This is a genomic window from Streptomyces sp. NPDC001770, assembly GCF_053596135.1.
This window is the reverse complement of sequence record NZ_JBSFFN010000018.1, coordinates 99,047-125,858: the sequence shown is the minus strand read 5'-3', so window position 1 is coordinate 125,858 and position 26,812 is coordinate 99,047. Positions and strand designations below refer to the sequence as shown.

Below are 26,812 nucleotides of genomic sequence, written 5' to 3'. Positions count from 1 at the left end.
CTCGTCACCGTGCGGGACCGAGGTGTTTTCGCCCGTACGAGAAAGCAGAGTTCCGTGTCCGCAGCACTCTCCTCCCGTCTCCCGGAATTTCCCTGGGACCGCCTCGCGCCCCACAAGGCCACCGCCGAAGCCCACCCGGACGGCATCGTGGACCTGTCCATCGGCACCCCCGTCGACCCGGTGCCCGCGGTGATCCAGGAAGCGCTCGCCGCAGCGGCCGACACCCCCGGCTACCCGACGGTCTGGGGGACGGCGGAACTGCGGGACGCGCTCAGCGGCTGGGTGGAGCGGCGCCTCGGCGCGACGGGCGTCACCCACCACCACGTCCTGCCGGTCGTCGGCTCCAAGGAGCTCGTGGCCTGGCTGCCGACCCAGCTCGGCCTGGGCCCCGGCGACAAGGTCGCCTTCCCGGCGCTCGCCTACCCGACGTACGAGATCGGCGCCCGGCTCTGCGGCGCGGAAGCCGTCACCTACGACGACCCGACCACGCTCGACCCGGCCGGACTCAAGCTGCTCTGGCTGAACTCCCCGTCCAACCCGACCGGTCGCGTGCTCTCCGCCGAGGAACTCACCCGGATCGTCGCCTGGGCCCGCGCCCACGACGTCCTGGTCGTCAGCGACGAGTGCTACCTGGAACTCGGCTGGGAGGCCGAACCGGTCTCGGTGCTCCACCCGGACGTCAGCGGCGGCTCGTTCGACGGCCTCGTCGCCGTCCATTCGCTCTCCAAGCGGTCCAACCTGGCCGGATACCGGGCGGCGTTCATCGCGGGCGACCCGGCCGTCCTCGGCGAACTGCTCCAGATCCGCAAGCACGGCGGCATGATGACCCCCGCCCCGGTGCAGGCGGCCACCGCGGCGGCCCTCGCCGACGACACCCACGTGGCCGAACAGCGCGCCCGCTACGCCGACCGGCGCGCGGCGCTGCGTACGGCCCTGGAGGGCCACGGCTTCCGCGTCGAGCACAGCGAGGCGAGCCTCTACCTCTGGGTGACCCGCGACGAACCCTGCTGGGACACCGTGGCGTACCTGGCCGGACTCGGCATCCTCGTGGCGCCCGGCGAGTTCTACGGCCCGGCCGGAGACCGCTTCGTGCGGGTCGCGTTCACGGCGACCGACGAGCGGGTCGTGGCGGCCGTGAAGCGGCTGACCGCCTGAACCACGTGACGGCCCGACAACGCCGAGGGGCCATGGGACTCGGTCCCATGGCCCCTCGGCTTCGTCTCCTGCGGGTACGCGGCCGGTTCAGCCGCCGAGCGGCAGGGCCCCCGCGAGACGCTCGACCGGAAGCGAGCCGCCGGTCGCCTTGTTGGCGGCGCCACCGAGCACCTCGGCCGTCTGGCCAGTGGTCTTGCCGGCCTTGTCCTTGGCCTCGGGAGCCACCAGCTCGCCCGCCTGGTTCACCGTCTTCGCGGCGACCGGGACGGCCGTGCCGACCAGCTTGCCGCCCGTCTCGTTCAGCGTCTTCGCGCCCTGCTGGGCGGTGCTGTCGAGGGTGCTGCTCAGGTGCGTGCTGTCCAGCTTGGTCAGGCCGCCCAGGTCCGGCGTCTGCGGGAGACCCGCGGCGTTCGCGGCACCGGCCGCGCCGATCACCGGAGCGGCGGCGGCGATCAGCAGGGCGGCGCGGGCGATACGGCGGGTCAGGGGGAGGGACATGATGCTCCTTCGGCGGGAAGTCCAGCAGTGCTCGTCCGGCGTTCCGGACGGACTGATCAACTGCGTCGGGGGCGGGGGAGGTTGCGGTGCGCCGAGGTAAAGAGTCGGCAATGCGTCGGATTATCCGCACCCCGGACGCATGGTCCGGGCACGGAGGTCCGGGCCGTGCGGAGTACCGTCACTTCCCTTGTGCCGCAACGGAAACGGGAGGTCCGCCGAGCACTCCCGGCCGGTACGCGGGCGACCCGGCGGCAGGTGCCCGGGATGGCCCCTGCGGGGGACCGGCCGCGCTACTGTGCGAGGCGCATCCGGACCTCGCCGGTGTCTGAATCTCCCGCATCCGCCGGTTTCGTCGCTTCCTTCGATCCTGCCGCATCCGTGCGCCATCCGGTGCCCGGGGTCCACACCCGGCCCGCGTAGTGGATCTCGTCGATGCCGAGTTCGCCGGAGCGGGCGACCGCCCAGAGCGCCAGCGACCAGCCCCGCCGCGCCCCCGTCGTCACCGCGGAGGCGTCGGCCTTGCCGGCCCCGTCGGCAGCCCCGGCCCCGTCCGTCGTCTCCGCCCCGCCCGCCGCGGGCTCCGGAACCGGCACCGCGACCGTGCGCGTCGCCGCCGGACCCGCGGACTCCTCGGCCGGCAGGACCCCCGTGCCGAAGTCCCGTACCAGCTCGGTGCGGAGCCGGTCCGGATCGCCCGGCGCGGCGGCCGTCGCGGTGACCGGCGCCGCGCAGTTCAGCGCGGCGGGCATCCGCCCGGTCAGCGTGGACGCCAGCAGTATCGCGTCCGGCTCGTGCTGCGCGTACGCCTCCGGGTAACCGCTGCGCTGCACGCGCTGCGCGGCCTCCGTCAGCGGCAGGTCCTGGTAGCCGCTGATCTTCGCGAGGTGCTCGTAGAACTTCCCGGACGCGTACACCGGGTCCTGGATCTGCTCGGCGGTGCCCCAGCCCTGCGAGGGGCGCTGCTGGAAGAGGCCGAGGGAGTCCCGGTCGCCGTAGTCGATGTTGCGCAGCTGCGACTCCTGTATCGCGGTCGCCAGCGCGATGGCCACGGCCCGCTCCGGCATCCCGCGCGCGGCCCCCACGGCGGCGATCGTCGCCGCACTGGCGGCCTGGTCGGCGCCCATCTCGTACGTACGCTCCTCGGCGTCCTTCGTGCCGTCGTCGTAGCGCACCTCGCAGCCGGTCAGCAGGTCCTTGCTGCCGGAGAGGTACTGCACCGCGAGATAACCGGCCAGCGCCGCGAGCACGACGAACGCCGCCAGCACCTGGTAGAGGCGGCGGCGGCCGGAGCGGCGGCCGGTGGGGGAGGAGAGCGTCGTCCGGGGCACGGGCATACCGTACTGGAGGGTACGGGCGGGGCCGAGATCCGTGCTGCCACCAGAACTCCCGCCCGGAACGCCCCCGATGTCCGCCCGGCGTCTCCCCGGGATTCCGCCGGTGCGTCCCCGGAGTCTCCCCGCCGTCCCCCGGCGAGGCCGGGCCCGCCGGAGTAATAGGGTCGGAGCCATGGCCGAACGCACGCTTGACCTCGCTCTGGACGCACCCGCACTCACCGCCCGGCTCGTCGACTTCCCGTCGGTGAGCGGACAGGAGAAGGACCTGGCGGACGCCATCGAGGCGGCGCTGCGCACACTGCCGCACCTGACCGTGGACCGGCACGGCAACAACGTGGTCGCCCGCACCCACCTCGGCCACCCCGAACGCGTGGTCCTGGCCGGTCACATCGACACCGTGCCGATCGCCGGCAACGTGCCCTCCCGCCTCGACGAGAACGGCATCCTCTGGGGCTGCGGCACCTCCGACATGAAGTCCGGGGTCGCCGTCCAGCTGCGGATCGCCGCGACCGTCCCCGAGCCCAACCGCGACCTGACCTTCGTCTTCTACGACAACGAAGAGGTCGCCGCCCACCTCAACGGCCTCGGCCACGTCGCCGAGGCCCACCCCGACTGGCTGGAAGGCGACTTCGCCGTCCTCCTGGAACCCTCCGACGCCCAGGTCGAGGGCGGCTGCCAGGGCACGCTCCGCGTCATCCTGCACACCGAGGGCGAACGCGCCCACTCCGCCCGCAGCTGGATGGGGTCCAACGCCATCCACGCCGCCACCCCGATCCTCGCGGCGCTCGCCGCGTACGAACCGCGCCGCCCGGTCATCGACGGCCTCGAATACCGCGAGGGCCTCAACGCGGTGAAGATCGAGGGCGGCGTCGCCTCCAACGTGATCCCGGACGCCTGCACCGTCACCGTCAACTACCGCTACGCCCCCGACCGCACCGCCGAGGAGGCCCTCGCGCACGTCCGCGAGGTCTTCGCCGGCTGCCCGGTCACCGAGTTCACGGTGGACGACCACTCCACCGCCGCCATGCCGGGCCTCTCGCACCCGGCGGCGAAGGCGTTCATGGCGGCCGTCGGCGGCACCGCCCAGCCCAAGTTCGGCTGGACCGACGTCTCCCGCTTCGGCGACCTCGGCGTCCCCGCCGTCAACTACGGTCCCGGAGACGCGCTCTACGCCCACAAGCGCGACGAACACGTGGCGACCGAACGGATCACCCACTGCGAGGAGCGCCTGCGCTCCTGGCTCACCAGCTGACCCACGGCATTACCCCGCCCGTAACCTCCATGGATCTACGCTGACGGGAACAGCCACAACGCAGGTCGGTGGAGGGAGCAGGTCATGGGCAACCCGGAGGACGGGCGCATTCCAGAGAACCCCGAGAACGCAGTGGGCCAGGAGATCCCCGAGGGAGCGGTCAGGCCCGAGGAGCAGCGGCTCGGCCCGGTGCTGCGCCGCAGGGAGCAGGTACAGCCCGGCACGACCGATCAGCGGCTGCTGGACTCCGAGGACGACTCGGAATGGGTGCACACCGACCCCTGGCGGGTCATGCGCATCCAGTCCGAGTTCGTCGAGGGGTTCGGGGCGCTCGCCGAGCTGCCCAGCGCGATCAGCGTCTTCGGCTCCGCCCGCACCGCGGCGGACACCCCGGAGTACGACGCCGGGGTACGCATCGGCCGGGCGCTCGTCGACGCGGGCTTCGCCGTCATCACCGGCGGCGGCCCCGGCGCGATGGAGGCCGCCAACAAGGGTGCCAGGGAGGCGAAGGGGATCTCGGTCGGACTCGGCATCGAGCTGCCGTTCGAGTCCGGGCTGAACCCGCACGTCGACATCGGCGTCAACTTCCGCTACTTCTTCGTCCGCAAGACGATGTTCGTGAAGTACGCCCAGGGCTTCGTCGTCCTCCCCGGCGGCCTCGGCACCCTGGACGAACTCTTCGAGGCACTGACCCTCGTGCAGACCGGCAAGGTCACCCGGTTCCCGATCGTGCTCTTCGGCTCCGCCTACTGGAGCGGTCTCGTCGACTGGCTCCGGAACACCGTGGTCGCCCAGGGCAAGGCCTCCGAGAAGGACCTGCTGCTCTTCCACGTCACCGACGACGTGGACGAGGCGGTGGCCCTGGTGACGAAGGAGGTCGGCCGGTAGGCCCTCCCCTTCCCTTCTCGCCACCGGTTGTCGTACGCCACCGGTCACCCGGCCCGTCCGGGCCGGGTGACCGGGCCCCGGCGCGCTACGCGAGCCCGCGCCGGGCCACCGCGGGCGGCCGGTGGCCTGCGATCGACGCGACCATGTCCAGCACCTGCCGGGTCTCCGCCACCTCGTGCACCCGGTACACCTGGGCCCCCAGCCACGCCGAGACCGCCGTGGTCGCCAGCGTCCCGATCACCCGCTCCTTCACCGGGCGGTCCAGCGTCTCGCCGACGAAGTCCTTGTTGGAGAGCGAGACCAGCACCGGCCAGCCGGTCGCCGTCATCTCGTCGAGGCGCCGGGTGGCCTCCAGCGAGTGCCGGGTGTTCTTCCCGAAGTCGTGACCGGGATCGATCATGATCCCGTCCCGCCGCACCCCCAGCTCCACCGCCCGCTCGGCCAGCCCCAGGGTGACCCGCAGGATGTCCGCCATCACGTCCTCGTACTCGACCCGGTGCGGGCGGGTACGCGGCTCCGCGCCGCCCGCGTGGGTGCAGACCAGACCCGCCCCGTACCTGGCCGCGACCTCCGCCAGCTTCGGGTCCACCCCGCCCCACGCGTCGTTCAGCACGTCGGCGCCGGCCTCGCACACCGCCTCGCCCACGTCGTGCCGCCAGGTGTCCACGCTGATCACCACGTCCGGGTGGCGGCGGCGGACCTCCGCGACGAACCCGACCGTGCGCCGCGCCTCCTCCTCGGCGGACACCTCCTCGCCCGGTCCCGCCTTCACGCCACCGATGTCGATGATGGCGGCGCCCTCCGCGACCGCCTGCTCGACCCGGGCGAGCGCCGGCTCGTCCCGGAACGTGGCGCCCTGGTCGTAGAAGGAGTCGGGGGTCCGGTTCACGATTGCCATGATCACCGGTTCGTGCGGGCCGAATTCCCGCCGTCCCAGCCTGAGTGGACCGCTTCGCATCCCGTGTTCCTCCTCGTAGATCGCTTGCACCGGACCCCGCACCCCGACCGCCCCGATGCGGCATGATCCAGACGAGAGACCCTAACCGTCGGGCTCTGCCGTCACTGCCGCATGGCACGATCGACCCGGACTGATTCCCGCCCTCTGGGGAGGCGCACGTGTTCTTGTTCCTGCTGCTCGCGATGGTCGTGGTCGTCGCCGCGGTCACCCTTGCCGTGGTCGGTGGGGGCGACCGCACGGTGCTCCAGGACACCGCGCCCGAGTTCCCCACCGACCCGTTGCCGGTGACCCGGCCCCTGGTCACCGCCGACATGGAGCACCTCCGGCTGCCGATGGCCGTACGCGGCTACCGCATGGCCGACGTCGACGAGGCGCTCGACCGGGTCGCGGCCGAACTGGCCGAGCGCGACGCCCGGATCGCCGACCTGGAGTCGGCGCTCGCCGGAGCCCTCGCGCAGGGCGCGCCCGGCACCGACCTCCACAAGCGGGCCACCGACCGGAAGCCCGGCGACGAAGACGGAGAGACCTCATGAGCGGCGGAGCCGAACCGGGCCCGGACGGCAGGCTGCGCTGCCCCTGGGGCCTCAGCACCGAGGACTACCTCGCCTACCACGACACCGAGTGGGGCCGGCCGGTCCACGGCGACGACGCCCTCTTCGAACGACTCTGCCTGGAGGCGTTCCAGTCCGGCCTCTCCTGGCTGACGATCCTGCGCCGCCGGGAGGGCTTCCGCACCGCCTTCGCCGGGTTCGCCATCGCCGAGGTCGCGCGGTTCACCGACACCGACAAGGAGCGCCTCCTCGCCGACGCCGGCATCATCCGCAACCGCGCCAAGATCGACGCCACCCTCGCCAACGCCCGGGTGCTCGCGGAGTGGGCCCCCGGCGAGCTGGACGAGCTGATCTGGTCGTACGCCCCCGACCCGGACACCCGGGCCGCCCCCAGGAAGCTCGGGGACGTGGCGGCCGTCACACCGGAGTCCACCGCGCTCGCCAAGGCGCTGAAGAAGCGGTCCGTACGCTTTGTCGGCCCGACCACCGCCCACGCCCTGATGCAGGCGTGCGGCCTGGTGGACGACCACCTCGCCGACTGCGTGGCGCGGGGCGCCACCGGCTGACACCGGCCCTCCGGCCGCTCGGCACGCGGCGGCCGGAACCGGCCTCACTTCCCGAGGTACCGCGGCTGCTCCTTGGCGAGGAACGCCTTCACCGCGATGGTGTGGTCCTGCGAGGCGCCCGCCTTCGTCTGGAGTTCGTCCTCCTTCTCCAGCGTCTCGGCCAGGGTGTGCCCGGCGCCGTACGCCATCGACGCCTTCAGCGCCGCGTAGGCCACGGTCGGCCCGTCCGCCAGCGCGCGCGCCACCGACGCGGCCTCGGCCGCCAGGCCGGCCGCCGGGACGACCCGGTTGACCAGCCCCAGCGCGTACGCCTCGGCCGCCGTGATCGACCGGGGGAAGAGCAGCAGGTCCGCGGCGCGGCTCGGCCCGATCAGCCGGGGCAGCGTCCAGGACATCCCGGAGTCGGCGGTCAGCGCGACCCCCGCGAACGAGGTGTTGAACGAGGCGGTGTCGGCGACCACCCGGTAGTCGGCGGCGAGCGCGAAGCCGAAGCCCGCCCCGGCGGCGACCCCGTTCACCCCCGCCACGACCGGCTTCTCCATCTCCGTGATGGCGCGCACGATCGGGTTGTAGTGCTCGCTCACCGTGCTCAGCGCGTTGCCGCCGCCCTCCTCCCGCGCGGCCGCCAGCGAGGCGATGTGCTCCTTCAGGTCCTGGCCGACGCAGAAGGCGCGCCCGGTGGCCGTGAGGAGGACGGCGCGCACCGAGGAGTCGCCGGCGGCGGCGCGCAGCGCGTCCCGCAGGGCGACCTTGGCCGCCGTGTTCATGGCGTTCATCGCGTCCGGCCGGTTGAGGGTGATCGTCGCCAGCCCGTCGCTCACCTCGTAGAGCACGGTGCTCGCCAGTTCCTCGGCCATGGTGGTGTCCCCTCGCTGTCCAGGTTCGGTGCTTCGCCAGGCAAGCATGGCCGACGCCCCGCCGGGCCGACATGTGACCTGCGTCTAACGATTGGCTCTCACCTCGGGCCGCGAGGGGGCGAAGTATCGCAGCCGGATCGCCGAATTGGGTGGTTTTGGTGGTGTGCGTTGCGCAAGCGATGCCGATCGATGTTGGTCATCGGGGTGTCGCATGCGGGATAATGACCTGGAAGCAATGTGTTCGATGCCGGTGAGGCAGCGCCTGTCATGGGGCCGCCGGTTGCGATTGAGCTGGTTTCAGGAAGGGGAACGAGCATGGCGGCCATGAAGCCGCGGACGGGCGACGGCCCGCTCGAGGTGACAAAGGAGGGGCGGGGCATCGTCATGCGCGTTCCGCTCGAAGGCGGCGGTCGGCTTGTTGTCGAGCTGACTCCGGACGAGGCAGACGCGCTCGGCGACGCACTCAAGAAGGTTGTCGGCTGACCCTCTGCGCGCCCACACTTCACTTCTGCCCCGGCACGGGTTCCCGTGCCGGGGCAGAAGCGTGTCCGGGACCGGGGCCGCATGCGAAAGGGGCGCGCGGTACGCGACGGTGAGCGGCTTCCGGCCCGGTCCGGAGCGGTCAGCCGCGGCGGACCGCGCAGAGCAGCCCGTCGCCGACCGGCAGCAGCGTGGACATCAGCTCCTGGCTCTCCCGGACCGCCCGCAGCAGCTCCCGGATGCGCTGGACCTCCGCGGGCTGGGCCGCCGCGTCGACCGTACGGCCGTCCGCGAAGACCCCCTCGAAGCAGACGACACCGCCCCGGCGGAGCAGACGCAACGATTCGGCCAGGTACTCCAGGCTCTCCAGCCGGTCGCCGTCGCAGAAGACGAGGTCGTACCCGCCGTCCGCGAGGCGCGGCAGCACGTCCAGCGCGCGGCCGGGGATGAAACGGGACCGGTTGGTGGCGAAGCCGGCGGAGCGGAACGCCTCACGGGCGAACTGCTGACGCTCCGGCTCGGGATCGACCGTGGTCAGCACCCCGTCCGGGCGCATCCCGTTCAGCAGGTAGATGCCGGACACGCCCGTACCGGTGCCGATTTCCGCCACCGCTTTGGCGTCCGCCGCGGCGGCGAGCAGCCGCAGTGCGGCACCCGTGCCGGGGGAGACGGAGCGGATCCCGAACGACCTGGACCGCTCGCGGGCCAGGTACAGAGCCTCGTCCTCGGGGACAAAGGCGTCGGCGAACGCCCAGCTCGTCTGCCGGTTGGCGGTAATGACCCTCTCCTGTCCCCGTAGTTGGCGCAACGGTGACTGTATCCGCTGCGCAGGGGAACCCGCAGATGGGACCGGACGTTGGGGAGGGAGAGGGGAAAGCGCCGGAAGGAGGCCCGCGGATCGGGCCCGCCGGACCGGCGAGAGCAGGCCCCGGGCATGGCCCGGCCCCTCCGAAAAAGGCTTATACGGAGCTAACGGGCGAGGTGGCTATGGTAGGGGCTCCACTGGACACCACCAGAGCCGACAGGGGAGGTGCGGCTGCGCCTGGGGATCGGGGAGGAGCGCTGCGGCGCTTTCTCAGGTCGGCGGGTGAGCCGAAATCCGTGACCAACAACGCTGACCGTTCTTCCAACGATTCCGCAACGACCGCGACCTTCGCCTCCGACACGGAATCCCCGGCGTGGACCCCGCCCTCATGGGAAGAGATCGTCAGCACCCACAGCGGTCGCGTGTACCGACTCGCGTACCGGCTGACGGGCAACCAGCACGACGCGGAGGACCTCACCCAAGAGGTGTTCGTCCGCGTCTTCCGGTCGCTGTCGACCTACACTCCCGGCACCTTCGAGGGCTGGCTGCACCGCATCACCACCAACCTCTTCCTCGACATGGTGCGCCGCAAGCAGCGGATCCGTTTCGACTCCTTGGGGGACGACGCGGCCGAGCGGCTGCCCAGCCGTGAGCCGTCGCCGCAGCAGGCGTTCAACGACACCCACTTCGACGCGGACGTGCAGCAGGCGCTGGACACCCTCGCGCCCGAATTCCGTGCCGCCGTGGTGCTCTGCGACATCGAGGGACTGAGCTACGAGGAGATCGCGGCCACCCTCGGCGTCAAGCTGGGCACCGTGCGCAGCCGCATCCACCGAGGCCGTTCGCATCTGCGCAAGGCGCTCAAGCACCGGTCTCCCGAAGCCCGCGCCGAACAGCGCTCCCTGGCGGGCGCGGTCCTCGCGGGGGAGGGCGGAACGACGTGACCCCCACAGGCCCCACCCCTGCCGAGCAGCACTTGGGGGACCGGCTCGCCGCCCTGGTCGACGGCGAGCTCAAGCACGACGCCCGCGAACGCGTCCTGGCCCACCTCGCCACCTGCGCCCGCTGCAAGGCGGAGGCCGATGCCCAACGGCGGGTCAAGTCCGTGTTCGCGCAGACGGCTCCCCCCTCACCCAGCGAGGGTTTCCTCGCCCGCCTCCAGGGTCTCCCCGGGGGCACGGGTCCCGGCGCCGACGACGGATTCCCGCGCGGGCCCTTCGGCCCCGACGGGCGACCGGCCGACGACTACCGCCTCCCGGGCCGGCCCTCCGGCGGCCCCGGCGGCCGGCGGACGGAGCGGGGCCCCTCGCCGCTGGACGGCTTCGGCTACCTCCCCGCCGCGCACGGAGCGGGCTCCGTGCTGCCCGGCGGCGCCGCCGGTTCCGGCTTCCGCATACACGAGGTGGCCCGCGAGGCCGACCGCTCCCCGTGGCGCGCCCGCCGGTTCGCGTTCGCGGCCGCCAGCGCCGTCTCGCTGGCGGCGATCGCCCTGGGCGGCGCCATCCCGGTGGACGACGCGTTCGACGTTTCGCTGCGTGCCGAGGGCTCCGGGTCCGCGGCGACCCCGCTCGACGCCGACGAACGCGCGGCGAGCGGAATCGCCTCGGCCAGCCGGGGCAGTTCCCAGGGCGGCGCCCTCTCCGTGGAGGACCGGTCCGGCATCACCTCGAACTTCGCGGCGTCCTCCGCACCGGCCGGGCTCACCACCGCCACCTCGCCGGCCCTGTCCGGCACCGGCGCGGGAACCCTCCTCGGGACCGGGCGGGAGTACCCGCAGCCGACGCGGAAGATCTCGCTGGCCTCGCTGATATGCCCCAGCACGGCGTCCCCGCTCCTCGCGCCGCTCTTCCCCGCCGCGGCCGCCCAGCCGAGGGCCACCGCGTCCGCCACCGCAGCCCCGTCCCCATCGGCCCCGGCGTCGTCCGCCGCCCCGTCCCCGTCCGCCTCCACCACGCCGCTCTCGGCCCTGCCGTCACCGCAGCAGGCGCTGCGCTGAACTCCCCCGCGCCGGTCACGCCCGGCGCGGGACCGGCATCCCCCGGGGGGCCCGCGCCGACAGGCCCCCCCCCGGCCCACTCCCCGCCGTCGCCGCTGGACCCGCCCAAAACCTGGTTGAATTCCGGTCGGAGCGCTCCGGGGAGGGCGTGCGGAGGCCATGTGCGGGGAGAGTATGGACGAGGGAAAGCCCACCGGACCGAAACCGAAGTGGTGGAGCCGCCCCGCTACGGGACCCGCCCCCCTCGCTCCGGAGCCCGCACCCGTGCCGGTCGCCGACGCACCCGTGCCGGTCGTGGACGGCCCCGCGCCGGTCGCCGACGCACCCGCGCCCGCCGTTCCGGAGGTCCCCGGGCCCCGTACCCCCGGCGCCGCATGCCCGCTGCACGAGCCCGACGAGTACGGCACCCCGCCCTACGGCGGCCCCGGCCCCTGGGCGCCCGCCCCGCCGGTCCAGCACCCCGCCACGACCCCGGCGCACGGCACCCCCGTACCGCCGGTGTACGCGACGCCCACGGCACACACGGCCCCCACGGCCCCCACCACGACGTTCGCGGCGGCCCCCGGCACGCCCTGGCAGCACTACGACCCGTGGGCCGCGGGTTCCCCGCGGCAGCCGCTGCTCCGTACCGTCCCGGGGAACTCCGGGGTCATCCCGGCGGCGGGGCGCCCGGGCGGGCGGCGCGGGTCGCTGCTCGTCGGGGCCGTACTCCTCGCGCTGGTCGCGGGCGCCGTCGGCGGCGGGGTCGGCGCGTACGTCGAACGGAACGGCGGCCTCACCACCGTGCACCTCCCGCAGGCCGAGGGTGTGCCCGCGGGCCGGGCACCGGACAGCGTCGCCGGGATCGCCGCGAGCGCCCTGCCGGGCGTGGTCACCCTGCACGTCAGCGGCAGCGAGGAATTCGGCACGGGCACCGGGTTCGTCCTCGACGACCAGGGCCACATCCTCACCAACAACCACGTCGTCGCGCCCGCCGGTTCGTCCGGCGACATCACCGTGACGTTCAGCGGCGGCGAGAGCGCGAGCGCCGAGGTGGTCGGCACGGACAGCGGCTACGACCTGGCCGTGGTCAAGGTCAGCGGGGTCTCCGGACTGAGGCCGCTGGCGCTCGGAAACTCCGACAACGTCGAGGTCGGCGACCCGGTGGTGGCCATCGGCGCCCCGTACGACCTGTCGAACACCGTCACCTCCGGGATCATCAGCGCCAAGCAGCGCCCGATCACCTCGGGCGGCGAGGCGGCCGGCTCCACCGACGTCAGCTACGTCGACGCCCTCCAGACCGACGCGCCGATCAACCCCGGCAACTCCGGCGGCCCGCTCCTCGACGCCCGGGCGCAGGTGATCGGCATCAACAGCGCCATCCGCGCCGCCGACACCGGCGCGGCCGAGACAGGCGCCCAGGCGGGCTCGATCGGCCTCGGCTTCGCCATACCGATCAACCAGGGCAAGCGCGTCGCCGAGGAGCTCATCAACACCGGCAAGGCCACCCACCCGGTCATCGGCGTCACCCTCGACATGGAGTACCTGGGCGACGGCGCGAAGGTGGACACCGGGCGCGAGGGCGGTTCCGCCGCCGTCACCGAGGGCGGCCCCGGCGACCTGGCGGGCATCCGGCCGGGCGACGTCATCACGGCGGTGGACGGCGTACGCGTCCACAACGGCGAGGAGCTCATCGTGAAGATCCGCGCCCACCGCCCCGGCGACCGGCTCGACCTGAAGCTCACACGCGGGGGTAAAGAGCTGTCCATGACTTTGACCCTGGGGTCCGTGACCGGCACCTGAACGTCCACGCGAGGTACCGTCCGTACAGCTTGGCCAGGTACCGTTTGCACGGCCGGACTTTCCGGCCGTGCCGGTGGGAGACCACGCGACGAACACGCGGAGCACACGAGGAGCGGCAAAGTGTTCAACGACATAGGCGCACTTGAGCTGCTTACTCTCGGGATTCTCGCCGTCCTGGTCTTCGGCCCGGACAAGCTGCCGAAGGTCATCCAGGACGTCACGCGCACGATCCGCAAGATCCGCGAGTTCTCGGACAGTGCCAAGGAGGACATCCGCTCCGAGCTGGGACCGCAGTTCAAGGACTTCGAGTTCGAGGACCTGAACCCGAAGACGTTCATCCGCAAGCAGCTGATGGACGGCGAGGACGATCTCGGGCTCAAGGAGATCCGCGAGAGCTTCGACCTCCGCAAGGAGATCACCGACATGACCGACGCCGTGCACGGCCGCGAGAGCGTGGCCTCCGCGGCGGCGGCGACGGTGGCCTCGGCCGGTTCCGACGCCGGCGCGCTGACGAAGTCCCCCGCCGCCGACACCCTGGCGAAAGCCGACCCCCTGACGAAGGCGGACCCCCTGAAGAAGGCCGCTCCGGCCGTTCAGGACGACCGTCCGCCGTTCGACGCCGACGCCACCTGAGACCCGTCAATCCCAGCTCGTCCGGACGGTATGGCTATTCTCCATCTGTCCGGTTGCGAGGATGCCCGAGCCCGCGGGGGGCGGGCCGCTCCGGATCTGAGATCGAGGAGGCGGCCGGGCAGATGGAGACCACGAGTCGGGTTGACACGGATGGCGCGCCCAGCACGGACACCGCGGCGGCGGAGGGGGTGCCCTCGGCCCGGCCTGCGGTCGTCGACGGCTATCTGCAGGCGTCCTTCCCCTGGTACGCGCTGGACGAGGCGTTCACCGGTCCGCGCCGGCTGACCCCGGTCGGCAGGGCGGCGGACGGCACCGTCCAGCACGGTGCGATCGGCCACGGCGACGAGCCGCTGGCACGCCCCGACGCGGGCCCCGAGAAGGAGCGGTTCGCCGTCGTGGTGACCGTGGCCAGCAGCCCCGTACGCGGCAGCGGTGACGGCACCGGGACGCTGGAGGCCACCACGGTGTCCACGGCGGCCTGGCTGGCCGGCTCCGGTCTGCTCGCCTGCACCTGGCCGCAGCAGCTCGACCACGGCCTGCGGGACGACTGGCTCGACCAGCAGACCGAGATCGCGTTCGAGCTCGCCGACGAGCTGGACGAGGCCCCCTGGTCGACGCTCTCGCTGCCGGTGGACGGCGTGCCGGTCGAGTTCCACTACCGCGAGTCCGAGTTCGGCTGGGTGCTGGCCGGGTCCGCGAAGGGCGTGCACCTCGGTGCGTACGGGCGGGGGATGAGCGCGTACGGGCTCGGCTTCTCGGCCGTCGAGGACGTCGCCGCCTACGCCGCCTGAGCCGTACGCATCACGACGGAGGAGCCGGGCGGTCCGCGGAGAACGGACCGCCCGGCTCCTCGGCCGTCTCAGAACTTGTTGCGCGGGGTGATGCCCAGCGACATGCCGGACAGGCCGCGCTGACGGCCCCCCAGCTTCTCCGCGATCGAGCGCAGCGCCCGGCCCGCCGGGGAGTCCGGGTCGGAGAGCACGACCGGCTTGCCCTCGTCGCCGCCCTCACGGAGCCGTACGTCGATCGGGATCGAGCCGAGCACCGGCACCTCGGCGCCGACCGTCTTCGTCAGACCGTCGGCCACCCGCTGCCCGCCGCCGCTGCCGAACACGTCGACCATCTCGTCGCAGTGCGGGCACGGCATGCCCGACATGTTCTCCACGACGCCGGCGATCTTCTGGTGCGTCTGCACCGCGATCGAACCGGCCCGCTCGGCGACCTCGGCCGCCGCCTGCTGCGGGGTGGTGACGACGAGGATCTCGGCGTTCGGCACGAGCTGCGCGACCGAGATCGCGATGTCACCCGTGCCCGGCGGCAGGTCGAGCAGGAGGACGTCGAGGTCGCCCCAGTAGACGTCGGCGAGGAACTGCTGGAGCGCGCGGTGCAGCATCGGGCCGCGCCAGACCACCGGGGCGTTGCCCGGGGTGAACATGCCGATGGAGATGACCTTCACGCCGTGTGCCGACGGCGGCATGATCATGTTCTCGACCTGGGTGGGCCGGCCGTCCGCGCCGAGCATGCGGGGCACGCTGTGGCCGTAGATGTCCGCGTCCACGACGCCGACCTTGAGTCCGTCGGCCGCCATCGCCGCCGCGAGGTTGACCGTCACCGAGGACTTGCCGACGCCGCCCTTGCCGGACGCGACCGCGTAGACACGGGTGAGCGAACCGGGCTTGGCGAAGGGCACCTCGCGCTCGGCGGTGCCGCCGCGCAGCGCGCCCGCCAGCTCCTTGCGCTGCTCGTCGCTCATCACGTCGAGGGTGACCTCGACCCGCGAGACGCCCTCCACCGCGGCGACCGCGTCGGTCACGTTCCTGGTGATGGTCTCGCGCATCGGGCAGCCGGAGACCGTGAGGTACACCGTGACAGCCACCACACCGTCAGGATCGATCTCGACCGATTTCACCATGCCGAGTTCGGTGATCGGGCGGTGGATCTCCGGGTCGTTCACTGTCGCCAGTGCTTCACGCACCGCGTCTTCCGTAGCCATACGACGATGTTACGGCGCGCGACGCTACGCGCGGGCAGCCCCTCAGCGGTCGCCTTCGTCACTCTCGTACGGGAGGAGGACGCGCCGGTCCTCCAGGTCCCGCATGAGGTCCTCCAGCTCCGAGCGGATCCAGTCGCGGGTGGCGACCTCGCCGAGCCCCATCCGCAGCGCCGCGATCTCCCGGGTGAGGAACTCGGTGTCGGCGATGGACCGCTCGTTCTGCTTGCGGTCCTGCTCGTGGGTGACCCGGTCCCGGTCGTCCTGCCGGTTCTGCGCGAGCAGGATCAGCGGCGCCGCGTACGAGGCCTGGAGCGAGAGCATCAGCGTCAGGAAGATGAACGGATACTCGTCGAACCGCAGCGCGGTCGGCGCGAAGATGTTCCAGAGCACCCAGACGACGATGATCAGCGTCATCCAGACGATGAACCGCCCGGTGCCCAGGAAACGGGCGATCCGTTCCGAGAACCGGCCGAACGCCTCGGGGTCGTACTCCGGAAGGAGCCGTCGGCGCGGGGACTTCGGCTGGTCCAGCCGGAACCTGGGCGGGCGCACCATCCCGGACGAACCGGTGGACGCCGCCTTCGCACGCTCCTCAGCGGCCACGGGCGATCCCCTCCTCGCCGTGGAAGTCGGTCTCCCGCCAGTCCTCCGGCAGCAGGTGGTCCAGCACGTCGTCGACGGTCACCGCGCCCAGCAGCGAGCCGCTCTCGTCCACCACGGGCACCGAGACCAGGTTGTACGCGGCCAGATAGCTGGTGACCACCGCCAGCGGGGTGTGCGGCGGCAGCGGCACGAGGTCGCTGTCCACGATCGAGCTGACCAGCGCGAACGGCGGGTCCCGCAGCAGCCGCTGGAAGTGGACGGTGCCGAGGTACTTGCCGGTGGGCGTCTCGTCGGGCGACCGGCACACGTACACCTGGGCGGCGAGCGCGGGGGAGAGGTCCGACTGCCGCACCCGGGCGAGCGCGTCCGCGACGGTGGCGTCCGGGCGCAGCACGATCGGCTCGGTCGTCATCAGACCGCCCGCCGTCCGGTCCTCGTAACTCATCAGCCGCCGCACGTCGGCCGCGTCGTCCGGGCGCATCAGCGTCAGCAGCCGCTCCTTGTCCTCCTCGGGCAGCTCGGAGAGGAGGTCCGCCGCGTCGTCCGGGTCCATCGCCTCCAGCACGTCCGCCGCGCGCTCCTCCTTCAGCTTGCCGAGGATCTCCACCTGGTCGTCCTCCGGCAGCTCCTCCAGCACGTCGGCGAGCCGGTCGTCGTCGAGGGCGGCGGCCACCTCCGCCCGGCGCTTGGGCGTCAGATGGTGCAACGCGTTGGCGACGTCGGCGGGACGCAGCCGTTCGAAGGTGGCGACCAGGTTCTCGGCGCCCTGCCCGTGCTCCTCCAGCGCGAAGCCGCTGACCGCCGACCAGTCGACGGTCAGCGTCTCGCCCTTGCGGCGCAGCGCACCGCCGCGCCCCTTGCGGACGAAGTACTTGTCGATCTCCCAGTCGCGGCGGGCCGGCAGCTGGTGGATGGCCACGTCGAGGACGGTGACCTCCTCGCCGGACTCCGAGAGCCGCACCCGCCGGTCCAGGAACTCCCCGAGCACCAGGCGCTCGGTGGGGCGCTGCTCGAAGCGGCGCATGTTGACCACGCCGGTGGTGATGACCTGGCCGGACTCCACGCCCGTCACCCGGGTCATCGGCAGGAAGATGCGCCGGCGGCTGACCACCTCCACCACCATGCCGAGCAGCCGGGGCGGCCGGCCGCCGACGCGCAGCATCGCGACCAGGTCGCGGACCCGGCCGACCTGGTCGCCGTTGGGGTCGAAGACCGGAACTCCGGAGAGGTGCGAGACGAAGACCCTGGGCGCGCCCGATGCCATTGCGCACCCCTTCCGTGCCGGTTGCCGCGTGCGATGCCTGACGTGGCCATTTCACGGTACGTCAGGGGCGTCGATGACGCCGGTATGCCGGATTCAGGCTAGCCCGTACCACTGCGTACCGCTCCGTACCGGCCCCGGAGCACGCCCGGACGGCTCCCTTCCGGAAGGGAGCCGAACCCCGGGTACGCTGCCGCTTGCCATCCCACACGTATGACGAGAGGCAAGTGCGCGTGACCTCCTACGCTCCCGCCGTACGGGCCCGCCGGACCGCGCTCGCCGTGGCGCTCGGGGCGCAGCTCGCCCTGGGCCTCACCGCCTGCGCGGGCGACGACCCCGACGAGGGCACGAACGGAATCGGCAAGCTCTCCGCCGCGGAGATCGACAGCCGGGCCAGAGCCGCGGCCGACGCCGCCACCGCCGTCCACCTCGCGGGCACCCTCATCAGCAAGGACGGCAGCTACACCCTCGACATGCGGCTCAACGCCGACGGCGGCACCGGCTCCGTCACCTCGAAGGAGAACACCTTCGCCGTGCTCCGGGTCGGCGACGACCTCTACCTCAAGGCGGACGCCGCCTTCTGGAGCGCCGAGCAGGACGGCACGGGCGGGGACGACGCGGAGGCCGCCGAGAAGCTCGACGGCAAGTACGTCAAGGTCCCCGAGGACGACCCCACGTACAAACGGCTGCGCGGCTTCACCGAGAAGGACACCCTGCTCGACGGGCTGCTGTCCCTGCACGGCACCGTCAACAAGGGCGACCGCGACAAGATCACCGGCGTCCCCGTCATCCAGCTCCTGGGCGGCAAGGGCGAGGGCGGTGCGCTCGACGTGGCCCTCAAGGGCACCCCGTACCCCGTCAGGGTGGCGCGCGGCGGCGGGGGCGGCACGGTCACCCTCGCCGACTGGGGACGCTCCTTCGAACTGGCGGCCCCGCCGCAGGACGACACCGTCGACTACGGCGGCCAGCTGCCGAAGAACTCCGGCTGAGCCGTTCGTACGACCGGGGCCGTTCGGCCGGTGCGGCGGCAGCCGCGCTCAGCTCCTGCCGCGCCGCTTCTTCAGCAGGAGCCGGGGCAGACCGGCCGGTACCGGCTCCCGGGTGATCGCCGGGGTGGCGAGCGGGCGGGCGGCGAGCGAGCCGTCCGGCAGGTCGGTGGTGTGCGCCACGGGCGTCAGCCGCACCACCCGGCAGCCGGCCGCCCAGCGCTCCGTCAGCCGCTCGGCGTCCGGCGCGTTCAGCCGCTTCCCCTTGAGCTCCGCGACCGCCGCCTCCCACTCCTCGGAGTGCGGGGCGAGTTCGGCCACCTCGGCGGTCCACGTCACGATCCGGCCGCCCTTGTCCTTGCTGCGCACCGTCACCTCGGCCCGCCCGCCGTCCGCCAGCCCCTCCGGGAGCGGCTGCTCGCCGGGGCCGCCGACGAGCAGCGCCGCGCCCTCGTGCCAGACGTGCCAGAGCGCCCGGGCGGCGCCGGAGGCGCGCACCCAGACCAGGCCGGACTTCTTGGTGGCCTCCTCGACGAGGGCCTGCCCGAGCAACGAGTCAGCAGTCATGGCGGAGAGCCTAGGCCCTGTCCGGGCATTCCCGCCGGGCGGGCGGCGACGGACAGGGCCTACAGCCAGCCGTTGCGCTTCAGCGTCCGGTGGATGGAGAAGCAGACCACCGCGATGACGCCCAGCACCATCGGATAGCCGTAGGTCCACTGGAGTTCCGGCATGTGCTCGAAGTTCATGCCGTAGACCCCGCAGATCATCGTGGGTACGGCGACGATGGCGGCCCAGGACGTGATCTTGCGCATGTCCTCGTTCTGGGTGACCGTCGCCTGCGCCAGATTGGCCTGGAGGATCGAGTTCAGCAGTTCGTCGAAGCCGAGGACCTCCTCCTGCACCCGGGCGAGGTGGTCGGCCACGTCGCGGAAGTACTTCTGGATGTCCGGGTCGATCAGCCGCATCGGCCGCTCGCTGAGGAGCTGCATCGGCCGCTGGAGCGGCGATACGGCCCGCTTGAACTCCAGTACCTCGCGCTTGAGTTGGTAGATCCGCCCGGCGTCGGTGCCGCGCGCGCTGCCCTTCGTCGGGGTGGAGAAGACGTCGATCTCCACCTCGTCGATGTCGTCCTGCATCGCGCCCGCCACCGCGATGTACCCGTCCACCACGTGGTCGGCGATGGAGTGCAGTACGGCCGACGGGCCCTTGGCGAGCAGCTCCGGGTCGTCCTGGAGGCGGTGGCGCAACGCGCGCAGCGAGCCCTGGCCGCCGTGCCGGACGGTGATCACGAAGTCCCGGCCGGTGAAGCACATCACCTCGCCGGTCTCGACGACCTCGCTGGTCGCGGTGAGCTCGGTGTGCTCGACGTAGTGGATGGTCTTGAAGACCGTGAAGAGCGTGTCGTCGTACCGCTCCAGCTTCGGCCGCTGGTGGGCGTGGACCGCGTCCTCCACCGCCAGCGGGTGCAGCCCGAACTCCCGCGCGATGACGGCGAATTCGGCCTCGGTGGGCTCGTGCAGCCCGATCCAGGCGAAACCGCCGCCCTCACGCACCCGCAGCATCGCCTCGTGCGGGGTCTGGCAGGCGGACGCCTCCATGCGGCGGCCGTCGCGGTAGACCGCGCAGTCCACCACGGCACTGGAGGCGGACGGGTCGCGGGTGGGGTCGTAACCGGTGTGCGGGACGGGTTCCTTGCGGAGGGACGGACGCAGGGAGGGGCGCACGGCGGCGCGCAGGTCACGGATCATGGACATGGCTGGCTCCTACACGAAAGGGCCGTGCGGTGCGCGCAGGCGGAACAGCCCGGAATGGAGACGTGTGAACCACGTCCGCAAAGCGGGCGGCACCGCGGAGCGGTGGCGACGGCGTTCGCTACAGACAGGCAAAAACGGGATGCTCTTCCGCCGTGCGACAAGCCACGAGCCCTGACCGAGAGGGCTTAAGAAATCACCGGGATACGGTGGAGACGGAAGAGCGCTTGGTACTGCACGGTCGACTTGGATCCATGGCAGTCCCCACCTCCTCCGGCCGGTCCCCCGTGGGGGACGACGTGCTGTCGGGACGGAGAGGGCGCCGCGTCGCGCGCTGTCCCGACCGGCGGCCAGGCTATCAGCCCGGCCAAGGGTCAATCCCGTACTTTGCCCGTTCGATACGCGTTCTATGCTCGCGACATGGAAGAAATTCTCGCGCTCGTCGAAGCCCGGCTGCGCACCGCTCTCGGGGAGCCGGACGCCCGCGCCGCAGTGACCTTCCTCGGCACGGACCGCATCGAGGTGCTGCGCTTCCTCGACGGCGACGTGGTCCGGTACGCCACCCTCGGCATGTCCGCCCAGCCCATGGCGGACCCCGCCTCACCGCTCGCCGACCCGGTCAAGGGCCCCCGCGCCGAGCTGGTGCTCTCCGTACGCGCCGGGCTCGCCGACACCGACCAGGTGCTCCGCCCGCTCGCCGTACTCGCGGCGTCCCCGCAGGTCGAAGGCGTGATCGTGGCACCCGGCGCGTCCCTCGACCTGGGCGACCCGCTCTGGCCGTCCGCCCCCTTCTCCTCCGTGCTGGTCGCCGAGTCCGGCGGGCTGGTGGAGGACCTGGAGCTGGACGAGCCGATGGACCCGGTGCGCTTCCTGCCGCTGCTCCCGATGACCGCGAACGAGGCCGCCTGGAAGAGGGTCCGGGGCGGCCAGGAGCTCCAGGAGCGCTGGCTCTCGCACGGCACGGACCTGCGGGACCCGCTGCGTACCTCCGTACCGCTGGACTGAATCACCCGTCCGTGTCCGTGCCGCGGCCGTACGAAGAGGGGCCCCGCCGGCCGGCGGGGTCCCTCTTCTCCTTTCCGTTCTCCGAGGTCGTCAGCCGGTGAAGGCCGAGACGCCGTCCTCGGTGGCGTGCCGGGGCCGGACCTCCTCGGCCTCGTGAGTGAGCGCGGAGCGGCGTATCCGGACGATCAGCGCGCCGGCCACGGCCGCGACGGCGGCGACCACGAACGGGATGTGCACATTGCTCCACTCCTCGATCTTCGGCGCGAGGTAGGGGGCGGCGGCCGCGGCGAACCAGCGGACGAAGTTGTAGCCGGCGCTCGCCACCGGCCGGGGTGCGTCGGAGACGCCGAGGGCGAGCTCGGTGTAGACGGTGTTGTTCATGCCGATGAACGCGCCCGAGACGATGGTGCAGACGATCGCGGTGACGTGGTCGCCGTACCCGAGGACCAGCAGGTCGGCCGCGAAGAGCACGAGCGAGGCGCCCAGCACCTTCAGCGAGCCGAAGCGCGCCTGGAGCCGCGGGGCGACGAAGACCGAGAAGACGGCGAGCAGCAGGCCCCAGGCGAAGAAGACCGCACCGGACTTGTACGGGGTCATGTCCAGCACGAACGGGGTGAAGGCGAGGATGGTGAAGAACGCGTAGTTGTAGAAGAACGCCGAGCCCGCGACCGAGGCCAGTCCGCCGTGGCCGAGCGCCCGGACCGGGTCGAGCAGCGAGGTCTTCCTGGCCGGCTTCGGCTGTTCCCTCAGGAACGCGCCGATGCAGACGAACCCGATCGCCATCAGGGCGGCGGTGCCGAAGAACGGGTAGCGCCAGCTGGCGTTGCCGAGCAGTGCGCCCACCAGCGGGCCGCACGCCATGCCGAGGCCGAGCGCCGCCTCGTACAGCAGGATCGCCGCCGCACTGCCACCGGCGGCGGCGCCGACGATCACGGCCAGCGCGGTGGAGACGAAGAGCGCGTTGCCGAGTCCCCAGCCGGCCCGGAAGCCCACCAGCTCGCCCACCGAGGAGGACGTGCCGGAGAGCGCGGCGAACACCACGACCAGCGCCAGTCCGGCCAGCAGGGTCTTCTTCCCGCCGATGCGGCTGGAGACGAAGCCGGAGACGAGCATCGCGACCGCGGTGATCAGGAAGTACGAGGTGAACAGCAGCGACACCTGGCTCGGCGTCGCATCCAGTCCCTTGGCGATGGACGGCAGGATCGGGTCGACCAGGCCGATGCCCATGAAGGCCACGACCGAGGCGCCTGCGGTCGCCCAGACCGCCTTGGGCTGGCGAAGGATGCTGGTGGCCCCTTCGTCGAACGGGTCCTCTCCCTGCATGGTGTTCCCACTCTCCTCATGGATGCGGTCCTGACGGCCGCGGTCCTCATGGATGCGGTCCTGACGGCCACGGAGTCCTGGCGCACGACCCGTGGCGCGCGGTCCGGGGCAGATGCCTGTGCGATACACAGAATAAGTTAGGTCGGCTAATAGATGCAAGCTACATCTATTACCCCTGGTGGGAGCCACGCTGCGGACGGGTGACCGTCCTTGACGTGGCGACCCGGGAGGGGGACCGTGGGTCGCTATGAGGGGCGAACCCAGTTGCCCGAAGTGCGGTGGCCGGGTCAGGGCGCCCGGTCTTTTCGCCGACTCCTGGCAGTGCCCCGCGCACGGGCCGGTCCATCCGATGCAACCGGTGGTCCCGCCCAGCGTCGAGGCCCTCGGAGTGGTGGTCCACCGCGCACAGGTGCCGGTGTGGATGCCGTGGCCGCTGCCGGTCGGCTGGCTGTTCACGGGCGTGGCGCACGCGGGCGACGACCGCAGCGGCGGCCGCGCCACCGCACTCGTCTGCTCAGGGCCAGGACCGCTCGGCGGAATGGGCGAGCTGCTGCTGGTCGCCGAGGAACTCGGCGTCGGGCTCGGCGCCCGCTACGCCGGGATCGAAGGCCCCGACCCCGGCCCCCGGATGCGCGTCGACGGTCCCCCCGTGGCCAAGGTGCTCGCCGCCGGGCGCCCGACCCCGCTCTGGCAGGTGCACGGCGTCCCCGAGGACCGTGCCGTCTTCGCGGGCGAGGCGCGCGGACTCTGGCTCTGGGCGATCGTCTGGCCCCAGCAGTCGGCGCTGCTCATGTACGACGAGCTGGTCCTCACCGACCTCCGCGACGCCGGCGCCGAAACGGACCTGGTGCCCTGCGGTGCCCTCACCCCGCGCCTGCTCGGCATCCCCGAGGGCCCGCCCCGGCAGGGCCCCGCGCCGCGCTGAGGGCGGTGGGCGCGCGCCGGGTGGTGCCCGGCGGGGCGGCCGGGTGCGGCCGTCCGGGTGAGGCCCGGGCGTTCGTTATCCTGGAGCGTCCCCACCGTCCGCCGCGAGCACAGGAGTCACCGTCGTGCGTATCGACCTGCACACGCACTCCACCGCGTCCGACGGCACGGACACCCCGGCCCAGCTGGTCGCCAACGCGGCCGCCGCCGGACTCGACGTCGTCGCCCTCACCGACCACGACACCGTGCGCGGCCACGCCGAGGCGCTCGCCGCCCTCCCCGAGGGCCTCACCCTCGTCACCGGAGCCGAACTCTCCTGCCGCCTCGACGGGGTGGGCCTGCACATGCTGGCGTACCTCTTCGACCCCGAGGAGCCCGTGTTCGCCCGCGAGCGCGAGCTGGTCCGGGACGACCGGGTACCGCGGGCCAAGGCCATGGTGGGCAAGCTCCAGGCACTCGGTGTGCCGGTGACCTGGGACCAGGTCGCGAGGATCGCCGGGGACGGCTCGGTGGGCCGCCCGCACGTCGCCGCCGCCCTGGTCGAACTGGGCGTCGTCCCCACCGTCTCCGACGCGTTCACCCCCGAGTGGCTCGCCGACGGCGGCCGGGCGCACGCGGGCAAGCACGAACTCGACCCCTTCGAGGCCGTCCGGCTCGTCAAGGCGGCGGGCGGGGTCACCGTCTTCGCCCACCCGGCGGCCGTCAAGCGCGGCTCCGTCGTCCCCGAATCCGCCATCGCCCGGCTCGCCGCGGCGGGACTCGACGGCATCGAGGTCGACCACATGGACCACGACGAGGCCACCCGCGCCCGGCTGCGCGGCCTCGCCGCCGAAGCGGGGCTGCTCACCACCGGCTCCAGCGACTACCACGGCAGCCGCAAGACCGTCGCGCTCGGCGAGTACACCACCGACCCCGAGATCTACGGCGAGATCACCCGGCGTGCCACGGGAGCCTTCCCGGTGCCGGGCGCCGGTGGAGCCCTCCGCCGCTGAGGGTCGCACCAACCCCTTGTTCTTTCCGGGCTCTCCGGCCGTCACAGCCGTGCCCGGCCGCACCCCGGTGCCCCGCGCCCTTCGCACCCTCCCCCGCCGTCACCGCACCCCGGCCGGTCCCGTAGCCCCGCGCTCCGGTGGGCCGGGGCCACCCGCGCGCGGCCACCCCCCGACCTGCTTGTTCTCTTCTCCCGCAAGGCTCACCGTGTTCGACGTCGCTGTTTTCGGTTCCCTCTTCCTCACCCTCTTCGTGATCATGGACCCGCCGGGGATCACGCCGATCTTCCTTGCCCTCACCGCGGGCCGCCCCGCGAAGACCCAGCGCAGGATGGCGCTCCAGGCGGTCGCGGTCGCCTTCGGGGTGATCGCCGTCTTCGGCGTCCTCGGCCAGCAGATCCTGGACTACCTGCACGTCTCCGTACCCGCGCTGATGATCTCCGGCGGTCTGCTCCTGCTGCTCATCGCGCTGGACCTGCTCACCGGCAAGACGGACGAGCCGACGCAGACGAAGGACGTCAACGTGGCGCTCGTACCCCTCGGCATGCCGCTGCTCGCCGGACCCGGCGCGATCGTCTCGGTGATCCTGGCCGTGCAGCACGCGCACACCGTCAGCAGCCAGATCTCGGTCTGGGCGGCGATCGTCGTCATGCACGTGGTGCTCTGGCTGACCATGCGCTACTCGCTGCTGATCATCCGGGTCATCAAGGACGGCGGAGTGGTGCTGGTGACCCGGCTCGCCGGGATGATGCTCTCCGCCATCGCGGTGCAGCAGATCATCAACGGCGTCACCCAGGTCATCCAGAACAGCTGAACCTGCCCCGGCCGCCCGGTACCGGGCCCCGGACGCACAGCGCCCCCGTACGGAGATCCGTACGGGGGCGACTCGTCATCTCATCAAGGCGTACTGCCGGAAGGTGTTACGAGGCCGGGCTTTCGGCCGGCCGAATGTAGATGCGCTGGCCCATTGCCGCGGCCTGCTGCACGATCCGGTTGACGGAGGCGGCGTCTACGACGGTGCTGTCCACGGCGGTACCGTCGACATCGTCGAGTCGCATGATCTCGAAGCGCACAGGGCTTCCCTTCGTCCGATCCTCCTGCTGGAGAACTACTGGTCGGACGGGGATTCCCGTCCGCAAGGATAAGGAAGCGAGGCCGCACGGTCCCGCTCCCTACGAGGGGTACAACGGCGCACCCCCCGGAAAACATTCCCTACGCTAAGGAAATTTTTTGGATGTCTAAGTACCCGCGGGCAGTCGCCCCGACACGGACGTCGGGTCGCCCATGACCGAAGCCGATTTCCCCACTACCCCGGACGACGTCCGTGAACGCCTGGACCTGACGAACCAACTGCTCCAGCGCGTCCTCGCCGAGGTCTCGAAGACCCCCTCCACCCACGCGATCTTCGTCGACGCGGGTTATGTCTACGCCGCCGCCGGACTCCTCGTCACCGGCACCGAGGACCGCCGCTCCTTCGACCTCGACTCCGGTGGACTGATCGAGGCGTTCATCGAACAGGCCCGCACGATCTTCGCGGACAGCAGGCTGCTCCGCGTCTACTGGTACGACGGCGCCCGGCGCCGCATTCACACCACCGAGCAGCAGTCCATCGCCGAACTGCCCGACGTCAAGGTGCGCCTGGGCAACCTCAACGCCAACAACCAGCAGAAGGGCGTCGACTCCCTCATCCGCACCGACCTCGAATCGCTCGCCCGCCACCGCGCGATCAGCGACGCCGCACTCGTCGGCGGCGACGAGGACCTCGTCTCGGCCGTCGAGGCCGCGCAGGGCTACGGCGCCCGGGTGCACCTCTGGGGCATCGAGGCCGCCGAGGGGCGCAACCAGGCCGAGCCGCTGCTCTGGGAGGTGGACAGCCAGCGCACCTTCGACCTGGACTTCTGCCGCCCGTACGTCACCCGCCGCCCGGTCACCACGTACGAGGACGAGGGCCCGGCGCCCTCCCGCGAGGACGTCCGCTTCGTCGGAGCACAGGTCGCCGCCGCCTGGCTCGCCGCCAAGGGCCGGGAGTCCCTGGTCGACCTGATGCCGGGCCACCCGTACCTGCCGGGCTCCGTCGACCAGGACCTCCTGGTCGAGGCGGAACGACTGCTCCAGCACTCCCTGCGCGGGCACGCCCCGCTGCGCCGGGCGCTGCGCGACGGTTTCTGGCAGCACCTCCAGGCGCAGTTCTAGCCGCAGACTCCGGGAATCCCGCAGGCTTC

Annotated in this window: 29 protein-coding genes; 17 read left to right on the top strand and 12 right to left on the bottom strand. The window is 72.2% G+C overall.

Annotated features, from left to right (window positions below):
• Positions 1 to 54 precede the first annotated feature (54 nt).
• On the top strand, positions 55 to 1,155 hold the full coding sequence (gene dapC, locus ACWCSV_RS18195; RefSeq protein WP_451143286.1) for a succinyldiaminopimelate transaminase: 1,101 nt from the start codon (positions 55 to 57) through the stop codon (positions 1,153 to 1,155).
• 87 nt (positions 1,156 to 1,242) lie between these two features.
• On the opposite strand, the gene ACWCSV_RS18190 is transcribed toward dapC, so the two are convergent.
• Positions 1,243 to 1,653 (bottom strand): ATP-binding protein, encoded by a 411-nt coding sequence (locus ACWCSV_RS18190; RefSeq protein ID WP_390963460.1) that lies wholly within the window; start codon positions 1,651 to 1,653, stop codon positions 1,243 to 1,245.
• A gap of 290 nt (positions 1,654 to 1,943) precedes the next feature.
• Positions 1,944 to 2,987, bottom strand: coding sequence for a hypothetical protein (locus tag ACWCSV_RS18185; protein WP_451143284.1), 1,044 nt, complete (start codon positions 2,985 to 2,987; stop codon positions 1,944 to 1,946).
• Positions 2,988 to 3,159: 172 nt separating this feature from the next.
• On the opposite strand from ACWCSV_RS18185, the gene dapE reads away from it, so the two are divergent.
• Together dapE and ACWCSV_RS18175 are read left to right on the top strand one after the other, a co-directional pair.
• Positions 3,160 to 4,239 carry a succinyl-diaminopimelate desuccinylase gene (dapE, locus tag ACWCSV_RS18180; protein WP_451143282.1) on the top strand — a complete coding sequence of 360 codons (1,080 nt, stop codon included), beginning with the start codon at positions 3,160 to 3,162 and terminating at the stop codon, positions 4,237 to 4,239.
• An 84-nt stretch (positions 4,240 to 4,323) separates the two neighbouring features.
• On the top strand, positions 4,324 to 5,127 hold the full coding sequence (locus ACWCSV_RS18175; protein ID WP_451143280.1) for an LOG family protein: 804 nt from the start codon (positions 4,324 to 4,326) through the stop codon (positions 5,125 to 5,127).
• An 85-nt stretch (positions 5,128 to 5,212) separates the two neighbouring features.
• Here ACWCSV_RS18175 and folP read toward each other — a convergent pair whose 3' ends face one another.
• Positions 5,213 to 6,085 carry a dihydropteroate synthase gene (gene folP, locus ACWCSV_RS18170; protein ID WP_451143278.1) on the bottom strand — a complete coding sequence of 291 codons (873 nt, stop codon included), beginning with the start codon at positions 6,083 to 6,085 and terminating at the stop codon, positions 5,213 to 5,215.
• A gap of 158 nt (positions 6,086 to 6,243) precedes the next feature.
• On the opposite strand from folP, the gene ACWCSV_RS18165 reads away from it, so the two are divergent.
• Together ACWCSV_RS18165 and ACWCSV_RS18160 are read left to right on the top strand one after the other, a co-directional pair.
• Positions 6,244 to 6,618 (top strand): DivIVA domain-containing protein, encoded by a 375-nt coding sequence (locus tag ACWCSV_RS18165; protein ID WP_451143276.1) that lies wholly within the window; start codon positions 6,244 to 6,246, stop codon positions 6,616 to 6,618.
• Positions 6,615 to 7,202 (top strand): DNA-3-methyladenine glycosylase I, encoded by a 588-nt coding sequence (locus tag ACWCSV_RS18160; protein ID WP_451143274.1) that lies wholly within the window; start codon positions 6,615 to 6,617, stop codon positions 7,200 to 7,202. Before ACWCSV_RS18165 ends, ACWCSV_RS18160 begins: the two co-directional genes overlap by 4 nt.
• A gap of 44 nt (positions 7,203 to 7,246) precedes the next feature.
• Here the strand turns inward: ACWCSV_RS18160 and chcB are convergent, their stop codons facing one another.
• Entirely contained in the window at positions 7,247 to 8,059 is an 813-nt protein-coding gene (chcB, locus tag ACWCSV_RS18155) for a 2-cyclohexenylcarbonyl CoA isomerase (RefSeq protein ID WP_451143272.1), read from the bottom strand.
• Positions 8,060 to 8,374: 315 nt separating this feature from the next.
• On the opposite strand from chcB, the gene ACWCSV_RS18150 reads away from it, so the two are divergent.
• On the top strand, positions 8,375 to 8,542 hold the full coding sequence (locus ACWCSV_RS18150; protein ID WP_003966491.1) for a DUF3117 domain-containing protein: 168 nt from the start codon (positions 8,375 to 8,377) through the stop codon (positions 8,540 to 8,542).
• Positions 8,543 to 8,681: 139 nt separating this feature from the next.
• Here ACWCSV_RS18150 and ACWCSV_RS18145 read toward each other — a convergent pair whose 3' ends face one another.
• Positions 8,682 to 9,347 (bottom strand): O-methyltransferase, encoded by a 666-nt coding sequence (locus ACWCSV_RS18145; protein WP_386887463.1) that lies wholly within the window; start codon positions 9,345 to 9,347, stop codon positions 8,682 to 8,684.
• A gap of 179 nt (positions 9,348 to 9,526) precedes the next feature.
• Between ACWCSV_RS18145 and sigE the strand changes: the two genes are divergently transcribed.
• The 5 genes from sigE to ACWCSV_RS18120 all read left to right on the top strand — a co-directional run bounded on the left by sigE (position 9,527) and on the right by ACWCSV_RS18120 (position 14,546).
• Positions 9,527 to 10,288, top strand: coding sequence for an RNA polymerase sigma factor SigE (gene sigE, locus ACWCSV_RS18140; protein WP_266708773.1), 762 nt, complete (start codon positions 9,527 to 9,529; stop codon positions 10,286 to 10,288).
• On the top strand, positions 10,285 to 11,340 hold the full coding sequence (locus ACWCSV_RS18135) for a zf-HC2 domain-containing protein (protein ID WP_451143270.1): 1,056 nt from the start codon (positions 10,285 to 10,287) through the stop codon (positions 11,338 to 11,340). Before sigE ends, ACWCSV_RS18135 begins: the two co-directional genes overlap by 4 nt.
• A 174-nt stretch (positions 11,341 to 11,514) precedes the next feature.
• Positions 11,515 to 13,122, top strand: a complete 1,608-nt coding sequence (locus ACWCSV_RS18130; RefSeq protein WP_451143268.1) for a S1C family serine protease — start codon at positions 11,515 to 11,517, stop codon at positions 13,120 to 13,122.
• 120 nt (positions 13,123 to 13,242) lie between these two features.
• Positions 13,243 to 13,755, top strand: coding sequence for a sec-independent translocase (locus tag ACWCSV_RS18125; RefSeq protein WP_451143266.1), 513 nt, complete (start codon positions 13,243 to 13,245; stop codon positions 13,753 to 13,755).
• 122 nt (positions 13,756 to 13,877) lie between these two features.
• Positions 13,878 to 14,546: a hypothetical protein gene (locus ACWCSV_RS18120; protein ID WP_451143264.1), complete on the top strand. Its 669-nt coding sequence runs from the start codon at positions 13,878 to 13,880 to the stop codon at positions 14,544 to 14,546.
• Between the two features lie 68 nt (positions 14,547 to 14,614).
• Here ACWCSV_RS18120 and ACWCSV_RS18115 read toward each other — a convergent pair whose 3' ends face one another.
• Genes ACWCSV_RS18115 through ACWCSV_RS18105 form a run of 3 tightly spaced genes read right to left on the bottom strand, consistent with a single transcriptional unit; the run spans position 14,615 to position 17,615 of the window.
• Positions 14,615 to 15,748: an Mrp/NBP35 family ATP-binding protein gene (locus tag ACWCSV_RS18115; protein ID WP_390963445.1), complete on the bottom strand. Its 1,134-nt coding sequence runs from the start codon at positions 15,746 to 15,748 to the stop codon at positions 14,615 to 14,617.
• A 42-nt stretch (positions 15,749 to 15,790) separates the two neighbouring features.
• Positions 15,791 to 16,351 (bottom strand): DUF1003 domain-containing protein, encoded by a 561-nt coding sequence (locus ACWCSV_RS18110; RefSeq protein ID WP_451143262.1) that lies wholly within the window; start codon positions 16,349 to 16,351, stop codon positions 15,791 to 15,793.
• Complete coding sequence (locus ACWCSV_RS18105; protein WP_451143260.1) at positions 16,341 to 17,615, bottom strand: magnesium transporter MgtE N-terminal domain-containing protein; 1,275 nt, start codon at positions 17,613 to 17,615, stop codon at positions 16,341 to 16,343. Before ACWCSV_RS18105 ends, ACWCSV_RS18110 begins: the two co-directional genes overlap by 11 nt.
• Positions 17,616 to 17,845: 230 nt before the next feature.
• Here ACWCSV_RS18105 and ACWCSV_RS18100 point away from each other — a divergent pair, with 230 nt between their 5' ends.
• Positions 17,846 to 18,601 carry a hypothetical protein gene (locus tag ACWCSV_RS18100; RefSeq protein ID WP_451143258.1) on the top strand — a complete coding sequence of 252 codons (756 nt, stop codon included), beginning with the start codon at positions 17,846 to 17,848 and terminating at the stop codon, positions 18,599 to 18,601.
• Positions 18,602 to 18,649: 48 nt separating this feature from the next.
• Here the strand turns inward: ACWCSV_RS18100 and ACWCSV_RS18095 are convergent, their stop codons facing one another.
• Together ACWCSV_RS18095 and ACWCSV_RS18090 are read right to left on the bottom strand one after the other, a co-directional pair.
• Positions 18,650 to 19,165, bottom strand: coding sequence for a hypothetical protein (locus ACWCSV_RS18095; protein WP_451143256.1), 516 nt, complete (start codon positions 19,163 to 19,165; stop codon positions 18,650 to 18,652).
• A 59-nt stretch (positions 19,166 to 19,224) separates the two neighbouring features.
• Positions 19,225 to 20,352, bottom strand: coding sequence for a magnesium and cobalt transport protein CorA (locus ACWCSV_RS18090; RefSeq protein ID WP_451143254.1), 1,128 nt, complete (start codon positions 20,350 to 20,352; stop codon positions 19,225 to 19,227).
• Positions 20,353 to 20,769: 417 nt separating this feature from the next.
• Here ACWCSV_RS18090 and ACWCSV_RS18085 point away from each other — a divergent pair, with 417 nt between their 5' ends.
• On the top strand, positions 20,770 to 21,354 hold the full coding sequence (locus ACWCSV_RS18085; RefSeq protein ID WP_451143252.1) for a suppressor of fused domain protein: 585 nt from the start codon (positions 20,770 to 20,772) through the stop codon (positions 21,352 to 21,354).
• A gap of 90 nt (positions 21,355 to 21,444) precedes the next feature.
• Here ACWCSV_RS18085 and ACWCSV_RS18080 read toward each other — a convergent pair whose 3' ends face one another.
• Positions 21,445 to 22,677 carry an MFS transporter gene (locus ACWCSV_RS18080; protein WP_451143250.1) on the bottom strand — a complete coding sequence of 411 codons (1,233 nt, stop codon included), beginning with the start codon at positions 22,675 to 22,677 and terminating at the stop codon, positions 21,445 to 21,447.
• 247 nt (positions 22,678 to 22,924) lie between these two features.
• Here ACWCSV_RS18080 and ACWCSV_RS18075 point away from each other — a divergent pair, with 247 nt between their 5' ends.
• The 3 genes from ACWCSV_RS18075 to ACWCSV_RS18065 all read left to right on the top strand — a co-directional run bounded on the left by ACWCSV_RS18075 (position 22,925) and on the right by ACWCSV_RS18065 (position 25,404).
• Complete coding sequence (locus ACWCSV_RS18075) at positions 22,925 to 23,602, top strand: DUF6758 family protein (protein ID WP_390963435.1); 678 nt, start codon at positions 22,925 to 22,927, stop codon at positions 23,600 to 23,602.
• Positions 23,603 to 23,726: 124 nt separating this feature from the next.
• Positions 23,727 to 24,593, top strand: coding sequence for a PHP domain-containing protein (locus ACWCSV_RS18070; RefSeq protein WP_451143248.1), 867 nt, complete (start codon positions 23,727 to 23,729; stop codon positions 24,591 to 24,593).
• A gap of 205 nt (positions 24,594 to 24,798) precedes the next feature.
• Positions 24,799 to 25,404 carry a MarC family protein gene (locus ACWCSV_RS18065; RefSeq protein WP_450771563.1) on the top strand — a complete coding sequence of 202 codons (606 nt, stop codon included), beginning with the start codon at positions 24,799 to 24,801 and terminating at the stop codon, positions 25,402 to 25,404.
• Positions 25,405 to 25,510: 106 nt separating this feature from the next.
• Here the strand turns inward: ACWCSV_RS18065 and ACWCSV_RS18060 are convergent, their stop codons facing one another.
• Positions 25,511 to 25,663, bottom strand: a complete 153-nt coding sequence (locus tag ACWCSV_RS18060; RefSeq protein ID WP_327177840.1) for a hypothetical protein — start codon at positions 25,661 to 25,663, stop codon at positions 25,511 to 25,513.
• A gap of 211 nt (positions 25,664 to 25,874) precedes the next feature.
• Between ACWCSV_RS18060 and ACWCSV_RS18055 the strand changes: the two genes are divergently transcribed.
• Positions 25,875 to 26,783, top strand: a complete 909-nt coding sequence (locus ACWCSV_RS18055; protein WP_451143246.1) for an NYN domain-containing protein — start codon at positions 25,875 to 25,877, stop codon at positions 26,781 to 26,783.
• Positions 26,784 to 26,812: the final 29 nt, after the last annotated feature.

Bases quoted from the DNA above. Each gene is read 5' to 3' on its own strand.
- ACWCSV_RS18190 (WP_390963460.1), bottom strand. From the start codon at position 1,653: ATGTCCCTCCCCCTGACCCGCCGTATCGCCCGCGCCGCCCTGCTGATC.
- ACWCSV_RS18185 (WP_451143284.1), bottom strand. From the start codon at position 2,987: ATGCCCGTGCCCCGGACGACGCTCTCCTCCCCCACCGGCCGCCGCTCC.
- dapE (WP_451143282.1), top strand. From the start codon at position 3,160: ATGGCCGAACGCACGCTTGACCTCGCTCTGGACGCACCCGCACTCACC.
- ACWCSV_RS18175 (WP_451143280.1), top strand. From the start codon at position 4,324: ATGGGCAACCCGGAGGACGGGCGCATTCCAGAGAACCCCGAGAACGCA.
- folP (WP_451143278.1), bottom strand. From the start codon at position 6,085: ATGCGAAGCGGTCCACTCAGGCTGGGACGGCGGGAATTCGGCCCGCAC.
- ACWCSV_RS18160 (WP_451143274.1), top strand. From the start codon at position 6,615: ATGAGCGGCGGAGCCGAACCGGGCCCGGACGGCAGGCTGCGCTGCCCC.
- chcB (WP_451143272.1), bottom strand. From the start codon at position 8,059: ATGGCCGAGGAACTGGCGAGCACCGTGCTCTACGAGGTGAGCGACGGG.
- ACWCSV_RS18150 (WP_003966491.1), top strand. From the start codon at position 8,375: ATGGCGGCCATGAAGCCGCGGACGGGCGACGGCCCGCTCGAGGTGACA.
- sigE (WP_266708773.1), top strand. From the start codon at position 9,527: ATGGTAGGGGCTCCACTGGACACCACCAGAGCCGACAGGGGAGGTGCG.
- ACWCSV_RS18130 (WP_451143268.1), top strand. From the start codon at position 11,515: ATGGACGAGGGAAAGCCCACCGGACCGAAACCGAAGTGGTGGAGCCGC.
- ACWCSV_RS18120 (WP_451143264.1), top strand. From the start codon at position 13,878: ATGGAGACCACGAGTCGGGTTGACACGGATGGCGCGCCCAGCACGGAC.
- ACWCSV_RS18115 (WP_390963445.1), bottom strand. From the start codon at position 15,748: ATGGCTACGGAAGACGCGGTGCGTGAAGCACTGGCGACAGTGAACGAC.
- ACWCSV_RS18105 (WP_451143260.1), bottom strand. From the start codon at position 17,615: ATGGCATCGGGCGCGCCCAGGGTCTTCGTCTCGCACCTCTCCGGAGTT.
- ACWCSV_RS18095 (WP_451143256.1), bottom strand. From the start codon at position 19,165: ATGACTGCTGACTCGTTGCTCGGGCAGGCCCTCGTCGAGGAGGCCACC.
- ACWCSV_RS18090 (WP_451143254.1), bottom strand. From the start codon at position 20,352: ATGTCCATGATCCGTGACCTGCGCGCCGCCGTGCGCCCCTCCCTGCGT.
- ACWCSV_RS18085 (WP_451143252.1), top strand. From the start codon at position 20,770: ATGGAAGAAATTCTCGCGCTCGTCGAAGCCCGGCTGCGCACCGCTCTC.
- ACWCSV_RS18080 (WP_451143250.1), bottom strand. From the start codon at position 22,677: ATGCAGGGAGAGGACCCGTTCGACGAAGGGGCCACCAGCATCCTTCGC.
- ACWCSV_RS18075 (WP_390963435.1), top strand. From the start codon at position 22,925: ATGAGGGGCGAACCCAGTTGCCCGAAGTGCGGTGGCCGGGTCAGGGCG.
- ACWCSV_RS18055 (WP_451143246.1), top strand. From the start codon at position 25,875: ATGACCGAAGCCGATTTCCCCACTACCCCGGACGACGTCCGTGAACGC.